The sequence below is a fragment of the Telluribacter humicola genome, assembly GCF_017355935.1.
In the GTDB taxonomy this organism is placed as follows: Bacteria; Bacteroidota; Bacteroidia; order Cytophagales; family Spirosomataceae; genus Telluribacter; species Telluribacter humicola.
In genome coordinates this window covers 645,816-665,479 of sequence record NZ_JAFIQT010000003.1, presented here as the reverse complement: position 1 = coordinate 665,479, position 19,664 = coordinate 645,816, and the positions used below count along the sequence as shown (strand labels likewise).

Below are 19,664 nucleotides of genomic sequence, written 5' to 3'. Positions count from 1 at the left end.
GTTAAGCCCCGCACCGCCGATGATACTGGGTCTTCGCCCGGTAAAGTAGGAAGCCGCCACAACCCACAAAGCAAGACAGGAGCCACAGCCAACGCTGCGGCTCCTTTGCTGTTTATATACACCTGCCTACTACTACTCTTCAGCAACAACAAAGAGAGCCTCACTACAATAGATGGGGCTCTCTTTGTTGTTGCTACTGCATTAGCCTCATCACAAGACTTCATAGCACTCATGTGGTACATTTATTATTTACGTAAAAGGAGCTGCAATTTGTGTGCGGCAATACTCTAATGATACTGAGTAGTGTTAGAATGGTGTTAATTAGTGACTAAGTATTGGCGTAGTAGAGCATGGGTGAGTAGCTACAACTTAATAAATAATTAACTGTAAGGACTAGAGCTTGTATTGCGATGCTACCAGTATACTCTTTGGTACATTGTTATCAATCCAGCAAATCCTTAACTCGTATACATCCTGAGGTATTTTAAGAGGGAAGAAGCCTGAGTAGGTACGACTGGAGTTATTTGCATATTTGTTAAGCCAGTTGCTTTTATCATGAAGGCTGATCAGGTAGCATTTTGTAGAGTCTTGCTGACCTTGTAGAGTAAGGAATGCTCTGTCATAAGGTAAACTTGAGGGAGCGTTCTGTACCTCAAGATCAAGCAGTGGATATCTGTTATCAATAATTGGAACACTGCTGGGTATCTTTATAGAGGCAACTTTGATTGTAGAGTTGGAGGATGATCCACTTTGCCAGGCATTGATAGTACTCTGGTCAAAGAATTGAGGGAATGTGTAGTTCCTGAAAAAGCTTTGAGGTGGGTCAAAAGAATTTTGATGCAGGAATATTTGGTTATGAGTATAGTTATAAGCATCAGCTTTTAGACCCTGTTTAAGAATAATTACAGCCTTTTCATATTTCAGATAAGAAAAGATACTTACGAGAACACTAGCTGTAAGAAAGATCACGTAATGAGGGCGCCCTAAGCGAATACTACGAATTATAAGAAAGTAAAATAGCAATACAATGGTGAGTGAATAGACTTGGAAACGAATGGCCATCATATCTTCTATTCCAGCGTAGGATCTTCCGACTGCTATCATGCAGCTGGTTGCCATTAATCTTAAGAAGCAGATATCTAATAGATCAAACTCAAAAGAAACCAGCCAGCTTTTTTGAAGTCGCTGACTTACGGTTTGTATTAGATTCCTATAAATAAATAGGCTAATAAAACTTAGTAGAATCAGAGCTCCTAAGAAAGTGGATAGTATGATAGCATGTGTGTCGGAGAACATTTTGGCAAATGAGCCTACAAATGCTACGAAGCTTTTAAAGACCGTGAAAGCAGAGGCTGTTGATAGGCTGAGGTTCGTCGCACTAGAGAACCGGAAGTTAGAGAAGTAGACACTTAACCATAGGGCAGAAAGGGCCACATGCAGCAGCCCCTGCCAATACCGGCGCTGTATTAGCAGCCAGAACAGGCTAATGGGTAATACGCTCAGACCATCCAGATTAGTGAGGGTAGCAGCAAGCGCAAAAGGTATAGACCAGTACCATGTAGTTTTTTTATCTTCCTGAAGAAAATACAGGCTAATGAAGGAAAAGGCAAGAGATAAGGTATACTGGAACGAAGTAATACTCCATAAGTGAACTGCATACACAGTAGGAGAGAATAGTAGTATTACAACCGGCAGAAAGAGAATAATACTTCTACGGAAAGAAGTATATATCAGATAGAATGCATAGGCTAGCAGTACAAGATTGAAAAAGCCTAAAAGGATAGTGTATCTGAAGTTAATCTCTCCGGTCAATAGATAAACAGTCAGCATTCCCAGACGGGAGAAAAGAATACGATGGTCATTCTGCTGACGGATCAGTATCCCAAGGGTATTATAAGGATTATCTTTTATATCATTGATGGTAGATATTAGATCCAAATCATCCATCAGAGGTACATTCAGGGCATGCTTATGTAGGTATAAAAAGAAAATTATAATGGGAACTAGGAGGAAAGCCCTTTTCGTTAAGCGTGCCTTCATATTGGCGAATACAGTGTGTTAATAGTCTATCAAATAACTATGAGCTACTTATAAAATAGGATTCAAAACAAGAAGTATACCATAGTTTTAACCTCTAAAATTAATAAAAAGAAGGATGGGGATTGATGACATCTATATACGCAGTACATAAAAAAAGCTACCAGCTCATACGGAAGCCAATGCCGTGGATATTGTCGAGGCGAATAGAGGGGTCAGCAGAAACGTATTTACGGATCCGGGACAGGAAAACATCAAGGCTACGTCCCTTGAAGTAGTCATCGGTGCCCCAGATGGCATTAAGCAATTCTTCCCGCTTGACCACCTGCCCCTGCCGATCAGCAAAGTACTTGAGTACTTCTGCCTCTCGGAAGGTCAGGGTATGATGTACAGCGTTATTCTGAAGTGTGAGCTTTTTGAAGTCAAATGTGTAGTTGCCGATTGGCTGAGGTTCATTTGTGTGATTAAAAGGGGGCCGCTCTTTCTTACTACGACGCAGGAAAACTTCTATCCGTAGCATAAGCTCCTGAATACTGAAAGGCTTGGTAATGTAGTCGTCAGCTCCCAGCTCAAATCCCTGAATTTTATCTTCCGGCAGCGAACGTGCCGAAAGGAACAGAATGGGAACCTCAGAATCGGCATTGCGAATATGCTGGGCCAGGGTAAAGCCATCCATCTGGGGTAGCATGATATCAAGTACACACAGATCAAAGTGGTCCTGCTGGAAGGCTTCCCAGGCTTCCCGCCCGTCTGTACAATGTACTATTTCATAGTCATAAGCTTCCAGATTGTCCTTTGTCGCAAAGGCAAGGTTCGGATCATCCTCAACGTAGAGTATGCGTGCTTTCATGATGGATTATTTCTTCGGAATATAAATCCTGAATTCGCTCCCTTTTCCTACCTCACTATCCAGCTCGAGCTTCCAGTGGTGAGCCCTGACAATCTGACGTACGTAACTAAGCCCAATTCCAAACCCTTTTACATTATGTACATTGCCGTGGGGTACCCTGAAAAACTTCTGAAATATCTTTTTGTGGTATTCAGGAGCAATACCTATGCCATGATCTTTCACAGCTAATACCAACTCATTTCCCTGATCATAGGTACGTACAAATACTTCGGGCTTATCGGATGAATACTTAAGAGCATTATCGATAAGATTGTTGATAATGTTGCCAAAGTGGATCGCATCAGCGTGTACGTAGGGAGAGCTGGCTTCCAGTTGCAGGTGGGCTTTACCATCGTAGGTACGTGCCGTTGATTCAATAACCTGATGTGCATCCAGCCACTCTATATTCAGCTCGAGCTTCCGACGCTCAGATTTGGCCATATTCAGTACCGTTTCTACCTGCCGCTGTAGCCGTATAATCTCCTCCTGGACTATCTGTACGTAGCGCTTGTGCCGCTCAGGCTGGTTCAGGATAGCGGATGTGTTAAGTACATCGGCCGCGATGCGAATGGTAGAGATAGGGGTCTGTAGTTCGTGCGTCATATTATTGACAAAGTCACGCTGTATTTCGGATAGCTGCTTCTGACGGAGAATTACAAAAAGCGCATACGCAAAAAAGCTAAGAGCAATCAGTACTACTATCGAAGAGAGCATCCAACCCTCCATGTTATCAGTCAGGCTCTCTACCTGATTTGGAAAGCGAACGCCAAAGTAGTAAGGATACTTGTCGGTCTTGATCCAGCTAGCTGTTGAGGCAGGAGATTTGACGTTGTTACGGCTGCTGAGCGACATACCGTAACGGATCTGATGGGTAGTACAGTCGTAGATACCTACTTCGAAATCCGTAATAAGGTCGTGTTTCTGAAAGTACGTTTTTAAGAAGTGCTCCAGTATAGTAGGTTCCGTAGTAGAATTGGTGTTGACCAGGAAGTAGGTTGGAGACAGTTGCTCTACCGGATTAGTGCTAAGCATTACCCGGTTCATACGGGCTAGTTCTTCTGCTACACCACGCAGAGCTATATGAGCACGCTGATTAAACTGGCGTTCACGTACATCCAGCGTTTTCTTGACCCAATAGATCTGCGTAACTATTACCCCTATGATGGATAAAGCCGAAAGTAGCACCAGCCACCGTATGGTTCGCCTGCGCATAGCTACTTAGTTATCATTATTCAAGCCCTTGATCGACTCGTAGTCGCTCTTGAGACGACCAACCTCCCTCGTCAGGAAGATCTGGAGTTGGCGATTGAATTCAGCCTTGTCTTCTTCCGACAAGGATTCATAGAGATCTTTTAGTTCCTGATTGATAGCGGCACGCTCCTCTTCCGAATTGGCGTTGATAGAGCGAATGTGGTATTTCTTGAAATTGTAATCTATCATATTTCAATGTTATTACTACTGTAGAAGCTTTCCTCCCCAAGCTTTCCACTTAACTAAGAGCTTTTACGGGTACTTCTCCTTAACGAAGCTACAAATAATATCCTTTTACCCTTTCAAACTTGCCGTTTATGTACTCATAGCTTCACTGGAAAATATTCTAAGAAGCTCGGGTTCATGGAATGAACAAGAAACTTCGGCTCAACGTTTGTTTTCTCATAGACCCCATTTTACGTTAACTCATGAGTCGTTCCTTAGTATTTCTGTTACTTACATTTGTATTCATAGCCATAGACTGGTACGTATGGCAAGCCCTCAAGGTAGTGATCCGCTCCGCTTCTCCCAATGTGCAGCGCTGGGTAACCTGGTTGTACTGGGGCTTTACCGCCATTACGTTAGCCTCTTACATTCTGGTGCAGTTTCTGCCGCCGGATACCTTTGGCCGTACTACCCGTAACTTTGTTATCTCAGGTATTGCTATTCCCTATTTTGCAAAGATTTTTGCTGCTCTGTTTCTGCTGATCGACGATGTACGTCGTCTGGTACAATGGGCCGTGAGCCTGGTGGTACCACCGGCAGCCGATCCTACTACGGATCCTTCCGTTCCGCGTATACCCCGTTCTGAGTTTATGTCGTCTGTGGCATTGGTAGCCGGTGGAAGCCTCTTTGGTACCTTTGCCTTTGGTATAATTTCCGGCGCCCACGACTACCGCATCCGCCGGGTGAAGATTCCCCTCAAGAATCTACCTAGTGCCTTTAACGGTATGCGTATCGCTCAGCTCTCGGATATTCACTCGGGTAGTTTCTTTAACCGGACGGCTGTGAAAGGTGGTGTGGAAATGCTGCTGAAAGAAAAGCCTGACCTGGCGCTGTTCACGGGTGACCTGGTCAACGACCGTGCTGAAGAAGTAAAAAACTACATGGAGATATTCGGTAAAGTAAAGGCTCCGCTAGGGGTGTATTCAGTATTGGGTAACCACGATTATGGTGACTATGCCAACTGGTCCAGCCAGGCTGAGAAGCGTCAAAATCTGCGTGACCTTATCAAAGCGCATGATACCATGGGCTGGCGCCTGCTTATGGATGAGAATGTACCTATACAGGTAGATGGTGAAGAGATAGGTCTGATTGGTATTCAGAACTGGGGCATGGGAGGATTTGCTCAATATGGCGATCTGTCCAAAGCGTATCAGGGAGCTGAGAAGTACCCCGTCAAGCTACTGCTATCCCACGACCCTAGCCACTGGAATGCACAGGTAACTCCAAAGTATAAGGATATCGACGTGGCCTTTGCGGGTCATACACACGGTATGCAGTTTGGGGTGGAGATCGGCGGCTTCCAGTGGAGCCCGGTGCAGTACCGCTATAAGCAGTGGGGTGGGCTGTACGAGCAGGATGATCAGTACCTGTACGTAAATAGGGGCTTCGGGTATATTGGGTATCCGGGTCGGGTAGGTATCCTGCCGGAGATTACTATTATTGAACTGGTAAAAGCGTAGATTTATAATTCAATCAGGCACAACGGGAATAATATCAGGAGTGTATGCGTTGAATAACAAATACCTGATGATAAACCGGATACTAAACGTATAGATCATGAAGAATAAAATGCTTGTACTCCTGCTGGTAGGTTTGATGACCGGAGGATATAGTATGGAGTCTTATGCATCCTCTGTTTCGGCCGTTACCAAAAGTGAGCTTATAGAAAAGGGGAAGAAAGGAAAGAAGCGGAAGCGCTACCGTGGCTATAAGAAGCCCCGGAGCAAGAAGATCCTGGGCATATTCAAGCGTCGTAGCTCATGCGACTGCCCCAAGCATTAATCATCCGTTATATAATTTTTCTAACAAATAGTTTTGGCTAGGTTTTCAGCAAACTTCCAGTCAAAACTATTTGTTATGTCAACATTGGTAAGCATACCAACTATTCTCATCGGGATTCGTTGGATTTGCTTACTTTTGTGTTTATAAACATTTTTACACAGGCATTTTCTGCCTCAACTGCATGAAAATCAACCTCAGTTATCAAGAAAAATTCGAAGATCGGCACCACGGCAAAGATACAGATGAGCTGCAGGAAATGCTGAATACAGTAGGTGTTAGCTCTCTCGATGAGCTCATCGAACAGACGGTTCCGGCGGCCATTCGGCTAACTAAACCTCTCTACTTACCACAACCCAGGTCAGAGCACCAGTTTTTGCAGGATTTTAAGCGACTGGCCCGCCTCAACACCATCTTTAAGTCCTACATAGGTACTGGCTATTACGATACCATTACGCCTAATGTAATCCTTAGAAATATCCTTGAGAATCCGGGATGGTATACAGCTTACACGCCCTACCAGGCCGAAATCGCGCAGGGACGACTGGAAATGCTGCTGAACTTCCAGACCGTAGTGACTGACCTCACCGGTATGGAAATAGCCAACGCTTCTCTGTTGGATGAAGCTACCGCCGCCGCCGAGGCTATGACTATGCTGTATAGTCTGCGCGCTGCTGCCAAAAAAGGAGCTGATACATTCTTTGTATCAGAGCGCTGCCACCCCCAGACAATTGATTTGCTGTATACCCGTGCTACTCCTATCGGTATCAAGGTAGTAGTAGGTGACCACCAGACTGTTGATCTGACCAGTGCCAATTTGTTTGGTGTGCTGGTACAGTATCCGGCTTCGGATGGAGAAGTATTTGATTATACTGATTTTATTGCCTCAGCGCATGAGCTGAACATAACAGTAGCCGTAGCGGCTGACCTGCTGGCCCTGACCCTTCTGAAGTCTCCCGGTGAAATGGGAGCCGATGTAGTAGTAGGTTCTGCGCAGCGTTTTGGCGTACCTATGGGGTATGGTGGTCCGCATGCCGCCTACTTCGCTACCAAAGAATCTTTCAAGCGTCAGCTGCCGGGACGTATCATTGGTGTGTCAGTAGATGCCGAGGGGAATCGTGCCCTGCGTATGGCGCTGCAGACCCGCGAGCAGCATATTCGTCGCGAAAAAGCTACGTCTAATATCTGTACCGCGCAGGTATTGCTGGCCGTTATGGCGGGTGCCTATGCGGTGTACCACGGACCACAGGGACTAAAAGCAATAGCTGCCCGTACCCATGGCCTTACCAAGCTTTTTATTGAAACCATTAAGCGGTTTAACTACAACGTACTTACCACGAACTACTTCGATACCGTTACGGTCCAGACGCCATTAGCTGGTAAGATCCGGCAGGAGTCTCAGAAGTGGGGGATCAATCTGCGTTATACTGGCGATGATGTAATAGGTGTTTCGTTCGATGAGGTAAAGAGCTTCGGCGATGTTATAGAATTGCTCAACCTGTTTGCTGAGGTATCAGGCTTCCAGGGGGAGATGGTGATGGATGAGGAGATTGATATTGAACTGCCCCAGAACCTCGCCCGTACATCAGAGTACCTGACGCACCCGGTATTCAATACGCACCATACTGAGCACGAAATGCTCAGGTACCTGAAGACACTGGAGAACAAGGACCTTTCGCTGGTACACTCCATGATCTCATTGGGAAGCTGTACCATGAAGCTCAACGCTACGGCCGAGATGATACCTGTTACCTGGCCGGAGTTTGGTAAGATGCACCCCTTTGTTCCGCAGAAGCAGGCTCAGGGCTACAAGCAGATGTTCCAGGAATTGAACGATTGGTTGTGCCAGATTACCGGCTTTGCGGCTATGTCGCTGCAGCCTAACTCGGGTGCTCAGGGCGAATATGCCGGACTAATGGTGATCCGGGCGTACCACGAAAGCCGTGGTGACACGCACCGTAACGTAGCACTGATCCCGTCCTCGGCTCATGGTACTAACCCTGCTTCCGCCGTTATGGCCGGTATGAAGGTAGTCGTAACCAAGTGCGACGAGCGTGGGAATATTGACGTAGAAGACCTAAAAGCCAAAGCCGCGCAGTACAGCAATGAGCTGTCGTGTCTGATGGTCACGTATCCTTCTACCCATGGGGTATTTGAAGAAACTATTAAAGAAATCTGTTCTGTCATCCACGAGCACGGCGGACAGGTATACATGGATGGTGCCAACATGAACGCCCAGGTAGGACTTACTAGTCCGGCTACTATTGGTGCGGATGTGTGCCACCTCAACCTGCACAAGACCTTCTGTATCCCTCACGGGGGTGGTGGACCGGGTATGGGCCCCATTGGCGTAGCCGAGCACCTGGTACCCTTCCTGCCCGGACATGCCGTAGTGAAGATTGGTAGTGAGCAGGCTATATCGGCCGTGTCGGCGGCTCCGTATGGCAGCGCCAGCATCCTAACCATTTCGTACGCGTACATCGCTATGATGGGTGCCGAGGGGCTGACCAATGCTACTAAAATGGCGATCCTGAATGCTAACTATATCAAGTCGCGGCTTAAAGGCCACTATGTAGAGTTGTACGCAGGTGCTAATGGCCGCTGTGCCCACGAGTTTATCGTGGACTGCCGTCCGTTCAAAGCCGCAGGTGTAGAGGCGGAGGATATTGCCAAACGCCTGATGGACTACGGCTACCATGCGCCAACGCTGTCGTTCCCCGTAGCCGGTACGCTCATGATCGAGCCTACTGAGTCGGAGTCGAAGGCCGAGCTGGATCGCTTCTGCGATACCCTGATTGCCATTCGTAACGAGATACGGGAAATTGAAGAAGGTGCTGCGGATAAAACCAGCAACGTGTTGAAAAACGCGCCGCATACAGCGCGCGTGGTACTTGACGACAACTGGAACCGTCCGTACAGCCGTGAGAGAGCAGCCTTCCCGCTGTCGCACCTACGCTTCAACAAGTTCTGGCCGAGCGTCAGCCGGGTCGACAGCGCCTACGGTGACCGCAACCTTATCTGCTCGTGCGTACCTATCGAAGAGTACGCCGAAGTATCGCAGGAGGAAAACGCTTAATATATTGAAAGTTCATAAACAGAGAAGCCCGACCAACAGGTCGGGCTTCTCTCATTTATAGTTAATTGCTAACAACTGAAAGCTAACAACTAAAAGCTAACAGCTATTTACCCATTCCACTGGCCGAATTTGCCGGCGCGGTAATCGCTGTAGGCTTCCATAATTTCCTCCTGCGTATTCATTACAAAAGGCCCCTGGGCTACTACCGGCTCGTCAAAAGGTGTGGCGTGGCCGAAGAGAATGACGCTATCCTCGGAGGCTTTTACCTGTATCTCCTCCGCATTATAATTAAATTCCAGCAGTTGCAGGGCTTCTACGTCCTGATCATTCACAGTGAGCTTACCATGTACAACGTAGAAGAAGATAGAGCGCTCGGCGGGTACCTGTACTGTGAACTCGCCACCGGGCTGAAAGTACACAGTACTCATGAACACATCCGTCAACGTTTCAAAAGCCCCTTGTTGTCCATTAAATTCGCCCGAGATGAGGTTCAGTGTTACCTTTCCTTCATCCAAGCTGATGCTAGGGATATCCTCCTTCTGGAGGCCCTTATAGGCGGGCTTGGTCATCTTGAGGCGGGCCGGCAGGTTGATCCACAGCTGCAGAATCTCCATATCGCCGCCGTTCTTCTTGAATTCTGTCGAGGATACTTCGGCGTGGATGAGGCCGCTGCCGGCGGTCATCCACTGTACCCCTCCGGCGTTAATCACGCTTTCGTGGCCGCCAGAGTCTTTGTGCATAATATCTCCTTCCAGGATGAACGTAACCGTTTCCATGCCCCGGTGTGGGTGCGGCCCGAAGGGAAGACCGTTGTTGTTAGGCCGGTACTTCTGCGGACCATGGTGGTTCAGGAACAGGAAAGGGTCAACCTGATCCAGCGACCGCGATGGTAGCGGTGAGTAAGTAATCAGGTCGCTAATGGGGGCATAGTGGGCGGTATGTATTTTTTTGATGCTTCGCATGCGTGCAAAAGAGTAAGGTTTAGAGATGTACTTACTCTTTAACGGCTTGGAGCGGGGTTGAGTTTTGGGGAAGTAAGTATATTTGGAATCCTAATAGACATGTTTTAGTAATACCATTTTTGGCTTGAATCTTAATAGGAGGGTAGCTTGAAAACGTTTCTAATGTTTAACCTTATATTAGTAGTTCTATTCCTATCTTCCTGCCGGAGTGATAGCTGGATGAATGATAGCGCACAAGATGAATTCAGCTCGTTTCTTAATGAATTTGATATTGATAGGAATTTGTTTGCAGGTCCTTCGGTTTCAACTAACTCAGTCAATGATTCTTACCGCATTTATACCTAGAAGACAAGTACAGACTTATTAACAAAGCCAATTATTATAGAGGTAAAGGTTTATAAAGGTTTAATAATACCTTCTAGTGTTGCGCTAATTGGTGATACTGAAGAATGGGGGAAGCTATATTTTACGGATAAGGGGAGTGACTAGTAAATAACATTCATGCCGCTATTGGTAATAACCCCAACAACGGCGAACGGCTTAGGACGGAGTTGAGTTCTGATGGGAGGCAGTTGTATGTAGATTACTACCTACAGCTATTGCTGAATCTAATGCTCTGTTATCTTTTCCAAGATCAAAATAGATAAGGCAAAAAATGTGATCTATATTTCGCTTTATTGTGAATTTACTATATCAACTGCCAAACAGAAAAGTATTATACAACGGATTCCTTTTTTAGAGAGCTAAATATATGGAGCCTTATGTGTCCTCTACCAAATCAGCTAGAAACTCATAGATTGCTTCTGAAAAATTATTCCGAAGCCAATCTTAAAGATATACAAGCTCTAAAGGCAGACCCTCTCGTGTGGCAATATGCTACTACCAAAGCTACCGACAGCCTCTTGGATACAAGAGTATATCTTGATGGAGTTTTGGCAAAGTATGCTACTAAGCAATATGCTTTTCAGGCTCTTTATGCCAAAGCTAGCGGACAATTTGTGGGAGAGGCAGGTATTCTAGCCTTTAACGCCGAAAACAGAAAAGCTGTTATCGGCTACAATTTATTACCCTCTTATTGGCAGCAAGGCTATGCTACTGAGATAGTAAAAGCACTGATTAGCCATCTCTTTGAAACAATGGAGGTAGAGCGGATAGAAGCCCTTACGGTAGAAGATAATAGAGCCTCAAGAAAGGTGCTGGAGAAAGGGGGCTTTCTACTGGAAGGGCTGATGAGAAACTATGCCTGTATCCATTCTCGCTTTGTCAATGTCTGTATGTATGCGATAATCAAATCCGATTATGATTCTGCCGTTGTTGATGATAACATCAACAACGGAAAAACTATATTACCTTAATTTTTCCGAATCGTTGTTACCCCGCAGCAGTTTGATTTTCTTATAGTAGTAGGAAGACTTTTCCCAGATAGTAGGAGCCAGAAAAAGACTAGCCACTACTACAAAGGCTAATAGGGTTTCCAGGGGAAAGAAGTAGTATTTGCCGAATGCAGGTAAAGAGAAAATACGGTTGAGGTAAGGATTGATAGGCCTGAGCAGAATTACCACTACAATATGAAAGGAGAAGACTTCTATTGAATTCTTCCCCAGGTACATCAGTGGCCTGTATTGAAACCAATTAGGGTACCTTACCATCAGGTGACGAATTATAACAAATATGGCTGCGATATTTAATAACCGGGGAGGGCGCAAGTACTTCCTGCTGGTCCAATACAACACCTGTTCAATGCTTTTTGGCTCAACCAGCCGTGGGGTTAGCAGGTTGCGGTGTATGAAAAAGAGCAGTGTAACAGCAATGGCGCTATAGAGTACAAAAGGCCGGTTCAGGTAAGAGCTAAGCTTATCGTCAAAGGAGATATAACCCAAAAAGATGCCGGCCACAAAAATGAGTTGCCAGCTAAGTATATCAAAAGTACCAGTATCTACCCACTTGCCCCAGCTAAATTGCTCAAAGCTGATCTGGATGATTTGGAAGGTGCCTATCAGGTACAGGATAAGGGATACAACGAGCACCCGTAGCTGCGAGGTCGTTCCTTTGTGTAGTGAAATAATGATCCAGGGGACAAACAACAGGAATAGGGTGTACATGGGAAGAACGTCCAGGTTCCTTGGTTGATAAAGCAGCAGTGCCCCAAGACCCGCGGCCAGGGCTGGTTTTGTTAGCATAGCGGTGTAGGGCTGCTCCCAATACTGCCTGACATAGCCCAGTGTAAAGAGTAAGCCTATAGTAAGCAGAAGTACCACTATGTGGTATTTGTAGACAAGCCAGGCCCTGTTGTAGGCTGTTTTATAAGTGAATTCTTCCCCTTTCTGCCGAAACTTGTTCGTGTAGACCAGGCCCACCGTAAAGCCAGATAAGAAAACAAAGCCAAAAGCGCCAGTTATCCACCCGATGCCTTCGGAGGTAAACCGTATAAGTACATTGTTTTCCGATATAAAGTGGTTGAAGGTAATAAGCACCAAAAGAAAGCCCCTGAAAAAGTCTATCTGGTGATTACGTCCCATACCACAAATAAGTATTAATTTAATAGGCTTAGAATTTCTCTGCCTTTGCTGATAAATAAGCCTATACTCCCATAATCTACCCTTCCCCCTCTTCCTGCCAGATGGCTATCGCCAGCCGGATTTGTGCGTAGTCGTAGCGCTCCTCCAGGTACTCGAACAGAGGCGTTACCGGATCGCCGGGCTGGTAGTTGATGGCCCGCACGCCGTCCATGATGCTGAGGTAGACTCTATCCGGAATCATATCGCGCAGCTTTACCCCGTGCCCTTCTTCCCGGAGCTTAATGAGGTGGGCGGCAATGGTAGAGGCGCTAAGGCCGCGCTGCTGGGCCATGTCGTCCAGGGTGTAGCCGTCCTTATACAGTTCCAGCGTATGGAGGTAGGTCATGCCCTTTACCACACGGGTACCCGGTTTGGTATGTTCCTTGGCAAAGTTTACAATCTCTTTGATGAATACGTCGCCGTAGCGGCGGTATTTCTCGGCACCTACTCCGGCCACGGCTTTCATCTGCGCTTCAGATATAGGCTTTTTCTGCGCCATCTCCGACAGGGTCGCATCACTGAATATGACATAAGGAGGTACAGCCAGGGCATCAGCCATCTGCTTGCGGAGCAGACGCAGCCGCTCAAACAAGGCATCCTTGATAATCTCCTGCTTGGGCTTCTCCTTCGGTACCAGTTCTTCTTCTTTGGCTTTACGCTCCGCCAGCGGGATAAACTTCACCAGCTCAGGCTTGTGCTCGCCTTTGAGTACCTGCCAGCTGAGCGGATTCAGCTTAAATACGTGGCCCTCATCGTAGGCAATATCCATGACGCCCAGGTTGAGGAGCTGCCCGAGGTACTCGGCCCACTCTTCCCCCCGCAGGTCGTGGCCGACGCCGAAGGTAGGTAGCTTGTCGTAGCCGTGGTGCAGGACGTTGCGGTTGCGACTGCCGCGCATGATATCGATGAGCATACCCATGGCTATGCTCTCTTTGGTACGCGCAATGGCCGAAAGGGCTTTCTGAGCGATGGTAGTACCGTCAAAACGAGTACGTGGATTACGGCACACGTCGCAGTTGCCGCAGTCTTCCAGAATGGACTCGTTGAAGTAGCTGAGCAGGATGCGACGGCGGCATATATCCGCCTCGGCGTACTGCTTCATGCGGTTGAGCTTGGCCTGCATCAGTTCCTTCTGGTCCTCCGACTGCCCCGAGTTCAGGATCATGTCCTGCCGGGTGATGATATCCTGGTAGCTATAAAAAAGTACCGTTTCGGCGGGAGCACCATCCCGTCCGGCCCGGCCAATCTCTTGATAAAAGCTCTCCACATTGGAAGGCAGATTGTAGTGAATGACCCAGCGGACGTTGGATTTGTCAATCCCCATTCCGAAGGCGATGGTCGCTACGATAATCTGGATATCATCGCGCAGAAACTGCTCCTGCACCCGCGAGCGCTGGTCGCCGGTGAGGCCGGCATGGTAGCACTCAGCCTTGAAGCCTGCGTTCTGCAGGCCCGCGGCAACGGTTTCGGTCGCTTTGCGGCTGAGGCAGTAGATAATACCCGGCTGATTGGGGTGTTTCAGGAGGAAAGCCTGAATCTGCTGCAAGCGTTTACGTCCGGGAAGTACCGTCAGGCTCAGGTTGGGCCGGTCAAAGCTGGACACAAAAGTTTTCGCCTTTTCGGAGCCGATCTGTTTCAGGATATCACGGCGCGTGACGCGGTCGGCAGTAGCGGTCAGGGCTACTACAGGTACATCGGGAAAGCGTTGTTTCAGTACAGTGAGCTGGCGGTACTCAGGCCGGAAATCGTGTCCCCACGACGAGATACAGTGCGACTCATCAATAGCAAACAACTTTACGTTCCATTCGCGCAGGGCTTCAAAAGTATTACCCGAGAATAAACGCTCGGGCGCTATATAAAGGAGTTTCAATTCACCCAGCTTGGCCTGCCACAGCACCGAGTCCTGCTCGCTGCCGGAAAGGGATGAATTGAGGTAGGCCGCACTAACGCCGTTGCTGCGTAGCGCCTCTACCTGATCTTTCATGAGAGCAATGAGGGGGGAAATCACTATGGTCAACCCGTCACAGAGCAGAGCCGGAATCTGGTAACAGATGGATTTACCACCGCCCGTAGGCATGAGTACCAGGCAGTCCTCGCCGGATAGTACGGTATCTATGATTTCTGCTTGCTGGGGACGGAAAGAGTCGTATCCGAAGTATTGCTTAAGCGCTTGTTCTTTGGTGAGGGACATGGCAACTGTCAAAAGTACTACTACACAAACCAGGGCGGGGGTAGTTAAATTCCCGCTTTCTTCGGTAATTTACCCCCTAAACCAATCCCCTAAATTACGAAACTTTTGGCTACTATCTATCTGATTCTTGGTGCTAACTTGGGTGACCGCCTGAGTACTATACAACGTGCAGCTACCCTGATCGGTGAGCGCGTCGGAGCGGTCACGAAAGGGTCGTCGGTGTACCAAACAGCTCCCTGGGGCGTGGAAGAGCAGCCGGCTTTTCTAAATAAGGTACTGGCGGTGGAGACAGAGCTGGCCCCTGAGGAGGTACTTCGCCACCTGCTGGATATTGAGCATGAGCTGGGACGTATCCGCTATGAGCGCTGGGGCGCCCGCGATATAGATATTGATATGCTGTACTACGGCAGTCTGGTAATGGATTCTGCCCGCCTGACCCTGCCGCATCCGCGCCTGCACGAGCGCCGCTTCGCCCTGGTTCCCTTGGCCGAAATAGCCCCTGATTTTGTACATCCGGTACTAGGCGTAGATAATGCCAGGTTATTAGAGCAATGCAGTGATAGTGGAGAAGTAGTTTTGTTGAGTGAATGAATTTTTTAACCACAGAGGTAAAAGAGTTTTAGCACGGAGTTTACTCCGTGTACCTCTGTGGTAGAATAAGCTAAAAGCTAATACCTAACAGCTAATAGCTCACTCCCTACTTCACCTTCTCCCGCAGCATCTCTACTATCTTCTCTAAACGTCGCTGGCGGGTTTCTTCTTTTTTAGCTCCGGTAATCCACTGGATGTACTCCTTGCGGTGCGTGTAGGTCAACTTATCAAATACTTCACTTAACTCATGCTGTACCAGGTGTTGTTGAAGTAGGTCAGGTACTTCGGGGGTGCGGCTGGCCGGAGCGATGGTTACGCCGTCGCGGTTGAGTTGGGCGGCTTCTTTGAGGTAATCGATGAGCTGGGCTTCGTTGATTTCGCTGATGTCGCGGTACTGGATCATGCGCATTTTTTCATTGTCGAGGCCATGGGAAAACAAGCCGTGGCGGTCTGACATAGCGGCGCCCTTGTAGAAGTTCATAGAAGTATGACCTTTGAGGGCCCAAAAGCCACATACCATTCCGTTGAGGTGGAAGTTGGGTCCCCATTTCCAGTCTTCCTTAATATCAGGTATACTCTCGTGAATCAGCTGTCGGATACGGGTCAGAATGGTCTGGGCGAAGGGAGCGGCTTCGCTGATATATGTGTCGATGCGTTGGGAAGCCTCGGGACGGATGGTAGCCATGGCGGATTTGGATTACTGTACAAAAGCGGATAGCTTGTAGTCTTAAATGTAAAGAAATACTATTCTAGAAGTCTTACCAAATCTACCTATACCCAATCCTATGAATCCTATTCGTTGGGGCATACTGGCCCCCGGCCGCATCGCCCATAAATTTGCACAAGACCTGGTTAGGACACCCAATGCCCGCCTTACAGCCGTAGGCTCACGTAATCTGGAACGGGCGCAGGAATTTGCCAAAGAATACGGTGCCCCCTACGCCTACGGCAGCTACGAAGAGCTGCTCACCTGCCCGGAGCTGGATATCGTCTACATTGCCTCTCCCCACATAGGTCACTTTGAACATACCATGCTTTGCCTCAACGCAGGCGTGGCGGTCCTGTGCGAAAAGCCCTTCGCCATGAACCGCCAGCAGGTAGAGGAGATGGTGCGGAAGGCCCGGGAGAAAAAGGTTTTTCTGATGGAAGCGCTGTGGACCCGCTTCATGCCTACCACGCTTAAGACGCTGGAACTGATAGAGCAGGGGGTAATCGGGAAGGTACTGGGGGTAAAGGCTGACTTTGGTTTCAAAGGTCCTTATGACGTGACTAATCGTTTGTTCAGCCCGGCGCTGGGAGGCGGAGCCCTACTGGATATTGGGATTTACCCAGTGTTCTGGTCGTACCTGCACCTGGGCATGCCTACTACGCTGAAAGCTTCGGCCATATTCAGCGAAACGGGCGTGGATGCTTCCAACGGTATGGTGATGACCTATGGCGAGAAACAATTCGCTTTTCTGGACTCGACTTTTATGGCTAAGACCGCCTGTGAAGGTTGGGTATACGGCGAGAAGGGGAATATTAAGGTACATGGCCGCTGGCACGAGAGCCAGGGCATGACGCTGGAGCTATACGGCGAAGGCCGCGAGGTGGAGACTCAGGAGTTCAGCTTCGAGCGCGAGACCTGGGGTTATGGCTATGAAATAGAGGCCGTGGGCCGTTGCCTGTCACAGGGACTGACCGAATGTCCTGAGTGGTCGCTGGATCACAGCCTCGATTTGATTCAGCTTCTCGACAGCATTCGTAGCGAAATGGGACTCCGCTACGAAGCGTTTGATGCGTAGATATTAATAGCGTCCAAGATTTTGCTTAAGGTACACCTCCATGAGGCGTTTGAGGAAGCCTTCTTTATCAATGGAGACACCAACCTCTCCGTTAGGCGTTTTGCTTTCGTCCATGCGGGTGTACCCTTCGTTATCAACGATCACGTGCATAGGCTTGGTCTTGAACAGGTCCGGCCATAGTACCATCCCTACCGCCACGGCGTCATAGAGCGTCGGGTCCACGTTGTAGTTCCAGAGGCTGTGCAGTCCCAAAATACCGTTGGTAAGCGGGCTCTGGCGGTAGAGCATCTTCTCGCGGTAGGCCTTATCGGCTTTTACAAAGGTCGTGATGTCCAGTCCGGCGTAGGTAATGTTGATGCCGCTGTTGTTCACAAAGGTTTTAGCTGATTCTACGTCGGCCACCACGTTCCACTCCTTATTGATGGTGGGGCTGTAGTTGTAGCCAATGTAAAACGAGCCAAACATGGCGTACACCTTTTTGGCCATCTTCAGCGCCTGCGGGTCTTTCTTGATCACATCGGCCATGTTGGTCACGGGACCTACCGATATCACTACTACCTCGTTGGGGTACTTCCGGATCTGCTCAATGATAAAATCAGCGGCGGGCTTCTGGATGGGCTTTACTTTATTGAATCCTTTGGACCAGTAGTACTGGTCAGCGTACCAGTTGGCGCGCTCGCTGGTGCTGCTGGTGTTGCGGCCTACGGCTACGGGTATCTTTTCCAATCCCAGTTCATAGAGCATCTTACAGGCTAGTTCGGCGCGGTCGTTGGTACGGCCATAGGTAGTGGTGATACCTAGTACGTCGAACTGGTCGTTAGCTACTACCAGCGCCAGCGCGAAGGCATCGTCAATATCATCGCCCAGGTCGCAGTCGAAAATTACTTTTTGTTTGGTTTGGGCAAAGGAGGGAGCTACCATGAGTCCTAAGAAAAAAGCGAGTACAGCAATACGCAGCATGAGTAAGAGAGTTGATTAGTACTTAATGTAATACATAGAGGAATTATGATGTACCTCTTCATGCCAAAGAGCGATACCTACTTCATTTACCCGGCTATCAACTCCTTCCCCGCCTTTTTTTCTACCTTTGTACTTTATTCAATCAACCTGTTATTCAAAACTGTCGGTTCGCATGAATCCTACTGATCGCTACCTGCAACGAGGCGTATCTGCTACCAAAGAAGATGTGCACAAGGCTATTGCCAACATTGATAAAGGCATTTTCCCGAAAGCCTTCTGCAAGATAGTACCCGATACCCTGGCTGGTGATCCTGAGTACTGTACCATCATGCACGCCGACGGAGCCGGTACCAAGACTTCCCTGGCGTACCTCTACTGGAAAGAAACCGGCGACTTATCGGTATGGAAAGGTATCGCGCAGGATGCGGTAGTGATGAATACGGATGATCTGCTGTGCGTGGGAGCGACAGGGCCGATGCTGCTGTCTTCTACCATTGACCGCAATAAGAATAAGATACCCGGTGAAGTAATAGCCGAGATCATCAACGGTACCGAAGAGGTACTGGCGATGCTTCGCAGCCACGGCGTAGAGATATATAGTACTGGTGGCGAAACCGCCGATGTAGGTGATCTGGTACGTACCGTAACGGTGAATAGTACCGTCATCGCTCGGATGAAACGTGCCGAGGTAGTAGACAACGCCAATATACAGGCCGGTGACGTAATCGTAGGCCTGGCCTCGTACGGACAGGCTACCTATGAGAGTAGCTACAACGGTGGTATGGGCAGCAACGGTCTTACCTCGGCCCGGCACGACGTACTGGGCAAGTACCTGGCTAGTGCCTATCCCGAGAGCTTTGACCCGGAGGTGAATGCAGATCTGGTATACAGCGGCTCCCGCCGCCTGACCGATGCGGTAGAAGGTACTCCGCTCAACGTAGGCCAACTGGTGCTATCGCCTACCCGAACCTACGCACCCGTAGCCAAAGCCCTGCTGGATGAACTGCGTCCGCACATCCATGGCATGGTACACTGCAGCGGCGGTGCTCAGACCAAGATACTTCACTTCATTGATAACCTACATGTCATTAAAGATAACCTCCTGCCTATACCTCCGCTGTTCCGGCTCATCCAGGCCGAGAGTGGTACCAGCTGGCAGGAAATGTACAAGGTATTCAACATGGGACATCGCCTGGAAGTATACCTGCCCGAGCCATACGCTCAGCGCGTAGTGGAGCTGTCGCAGTCATTTGGCATCGAAGCGCAGGTAATAGGTAGGGTAGAAGCCGCTGAGCAGAAGCAGGTAACCATCCGGAGCGAGGTGGGCGAGTTTGTATATTAAGCCTCTACTACCCCTTCTG

At 48.5% G+C, this 19,664-nt stretch carries 16 protein-coding genes; 7 read left to right on the top strand and 9 right to left on the bottom strand.

Features of this window, described 5'->3' with window-relative positions:
- Nucleotides 1–393 precede the first annotated feature (393 nt).
- From JUB14_RS18095 to JUB14_RS18080, 4 genes are all read right to left on the bottom strand, one after another.
- Nucleotides 394–1,947 (bottom strand): hypothetical protein, encoded by a 1,554-nt coding sequence (locus tag JUB14_RS18095; RefSeq protein ID WP_207508056.1) that lies wholly within the window; start codon nt 1,945–1,947, stop codon nt 394–396.
- A 250-nt stretch (nt 1,948–2,197) separates the two neighbouring features.
- Nucleotides 2,198–2,887 (bottom strand): response regulator transcription factor, encoded by a 690-nt coding sequence (locus tag JUB14_RS18090; RefSeq protein ID WP_207508054.1) that lies wholly within the window; start codon nt 2,885–2,887, stop codon nt 2,198–2,200.
- Between the two features lie 6 nt (nt 2,888–2,893).
- Entirely contained in the window at nt 2,894–4,138 is a 1,245-nt protein-coding gene (locus JUB14_RS18085) for a sensor histidine kinase (protein WP_207508052.1), read from the bottom strand.
- 6 nt (nt 4,139–4,144) lie between these two features.
- Nucleotides 4,145–4,366, bottom strand: coding sequence for a hypothetical protein (locus tag JUB14_RS18080; protein WP_207508050.1), 222 nt, complete (start codon nt 4,364–4,366; stop codon nt 4,145–4,147).
- A gap of 239 nt (nt 4,367–4,605) precedes the next feature.
- Between JUB14_RS18080 and JUB14_RS18075 the strand changes: the two genes are divergently transcribed.
- From JUB14_RS18075 to gcvP, 3 genes are all read left to right on the top strand, one after another.
- Nucleotides 4,606–5,862, top strand: a complete 1,257-nt coding sequence (locus JUB14_RS18075; protein WP_207508048.1) for a metallophosphoesterase — start codon at nt 4,606–4,608, stop codon at nt 5,860–5,862.
- Between the two features lie 97 nt (nt 5,863–5,959).
- Nucleotides 5,960–6,184, top strand: a complete 225-nt coding sequence (locus tag JUB14_RS18070) for a hypothetical protein (protein ID WP_207508046.1) — start codon at nt 5,960–5,962, stop codon at nt 6,182–6,184.
- Between the two features lie 181 nt (nt 6,185–6,365).
- The gene (gene gcvP, locus JUB14_RS18065) at nt 6,366–9,257 is read left to right on the top strand and encodes an aminomethyl-transferring glycine dehydrogenase (RefSeq protein WP_207508044.1); all 2,892 of its coding nucleotides are present in this window, start codon (nt 6,366–6,368) and stop codon (nt 9,255–9,257) included.
- Between the two features lie 107 nt (nt 9,258–9,364).
- Here the strand turns inward: gcvP and JUB14_RS18060 are convergent, their stop codons facing one another.
- Nucleotides 9,365–10,219, bottom strand: a complete 855-nt coding sequence (locus JUB14_RS18060; RefSeq protein ID WP_207508042.1) for a pirin family protein — start codon at nt 10,217–10,219, stop codon at nt 9,365–9,367.
- Between the two features lie 797 nt (nt 10,220–11,016).
- Between JUB14_RS18060 and JUB14_RS18055 the strand changes: the two genes are divergently transcribed.
- Complete coding sequence (locus JUB14_RS18055) at nt 11,017–11,574, top strand: GNAT family N-acetyltransferase (protein ID WP_207508040.1); 558 nt, start codon at nt 11,017–11,019, stop codon at nt 11,572–11,574.
- Here JUB14_RS18055 and opgC read toward each other — a convergent pair.
- A complete protein-coding gene (gene opgC / locus JUB14_RS18050) occupies nt 11,566–12,738 on the bottom strand; it encodes an OpgC domain-containing protein (protein ID WP_207508038.1) in 1,173 nt (390 codons plus the stop codon). The genes JUB14_RS18055 and opgC overlap by 9 nt on opposite strands.
- A 76-nt stretch (nt 12,739–12,814) precedes the next feature.
- Nucleotides 12,815–14,968, bottom strand: coding sequence for a DNA helicase RecQ (recQ, locus tag JUB14_RS18045; RefSeq protein ID WP_207508036.1), 2,154 nt, complete (start codon nt 14,966–14,968; stop codon nt 12,815–12,817).
- A gap of 105 nt (nt 14,969–15,073) precedes the next feature.
- Here recQ and folK point away from each other — a divergent pair, with 105 nt between their 5' ends.
- The gene (gene folK / locus JUB14_RS18040) at nt 15,074–15,559 is read left to right on the top strand and encodes a 2-amino-4-hydroxy-6-hydroxymethyldihydropteridine diphosphokinase (RefSeq protein ID WP_207508035.1); all 486 of its coding nucleotides are present in this window, start codon (nt 15,074–15,076) and stop codon (nt 15,557–15,559) included.
- A 106-nt stretch (nt 15,560–15,665) separates the two neighbouring features.
- On the opposite strand, the gene JUB14_RS18035 is transcribed toward folK, so the two are convergent.
- Nucleotides 15,666–16,244 carry a YdeI/OmpD-associated family protein gene (locus JUB14_RS18035; RefSeq protein WP_207508033.1) on the bottom strand — a complete coding sequence of 193 codons (579 nt, stop codon included), beginning with the start codon at nt 16,242–16,244 and terminating at the stop codon, nt 15,666–15,668.
- Between the two features lie 100 nt (nt 16,245–16,344).
- On the opposite strand from JUB14_RS18035, the gene JUB14_RS18030 reads away from it, so the two are divergent.
- Nucleotides 16,345–17,343 carry a Gfo/Idh/MocA family protein gene (locus JUB14_RS18030; protein WP_207508031.1) on the top strand — a complete coding sequence of 333 codons (999 nt, stop codon included), beginning with the start codon at nt 16,345–16,347 and terminating at the stop codon, nt 17,341–17,343.
- A 3-nt stretch (nt 17,344–17,346) separates the two neighbouring features.
- Here the strand turns inward: JUB14_RS18030 and JUB14_RS18025 are convergent, their stop codons facing one another.
- Nucleotides 17,347–18,303 (bottom strand): nucleoside hydrolase, encoded by a 957-nt coding sequence (locus JUB14_RS18025; RefSeq protein WP_207508029.1) that lies wholly within the window; start codon nt 18,301–18,303, stop codon nt 17,347–17,349.
- A 172-nt stretch (nt 18,304–18,475) separates the two neighbouring features.
- Here JUB14_RS18025 and JUB14_RS18020 point away from each other — a divergent pair, with 172 nt between their 5' ends.
- Nucleotides 18,476–19,645 (top strand): AIR synthase related protein, encoded by a 1,170-nt coding sequence (locus tag JUB14_RS18020; protein WP_207508027.1) that lies wholly within the window; start codon nt 18,476–18,478, stop codon nt 19,643–19,645.
- Nucleotides 19,646–19,664: the final 19 nt, after the last annotated feature.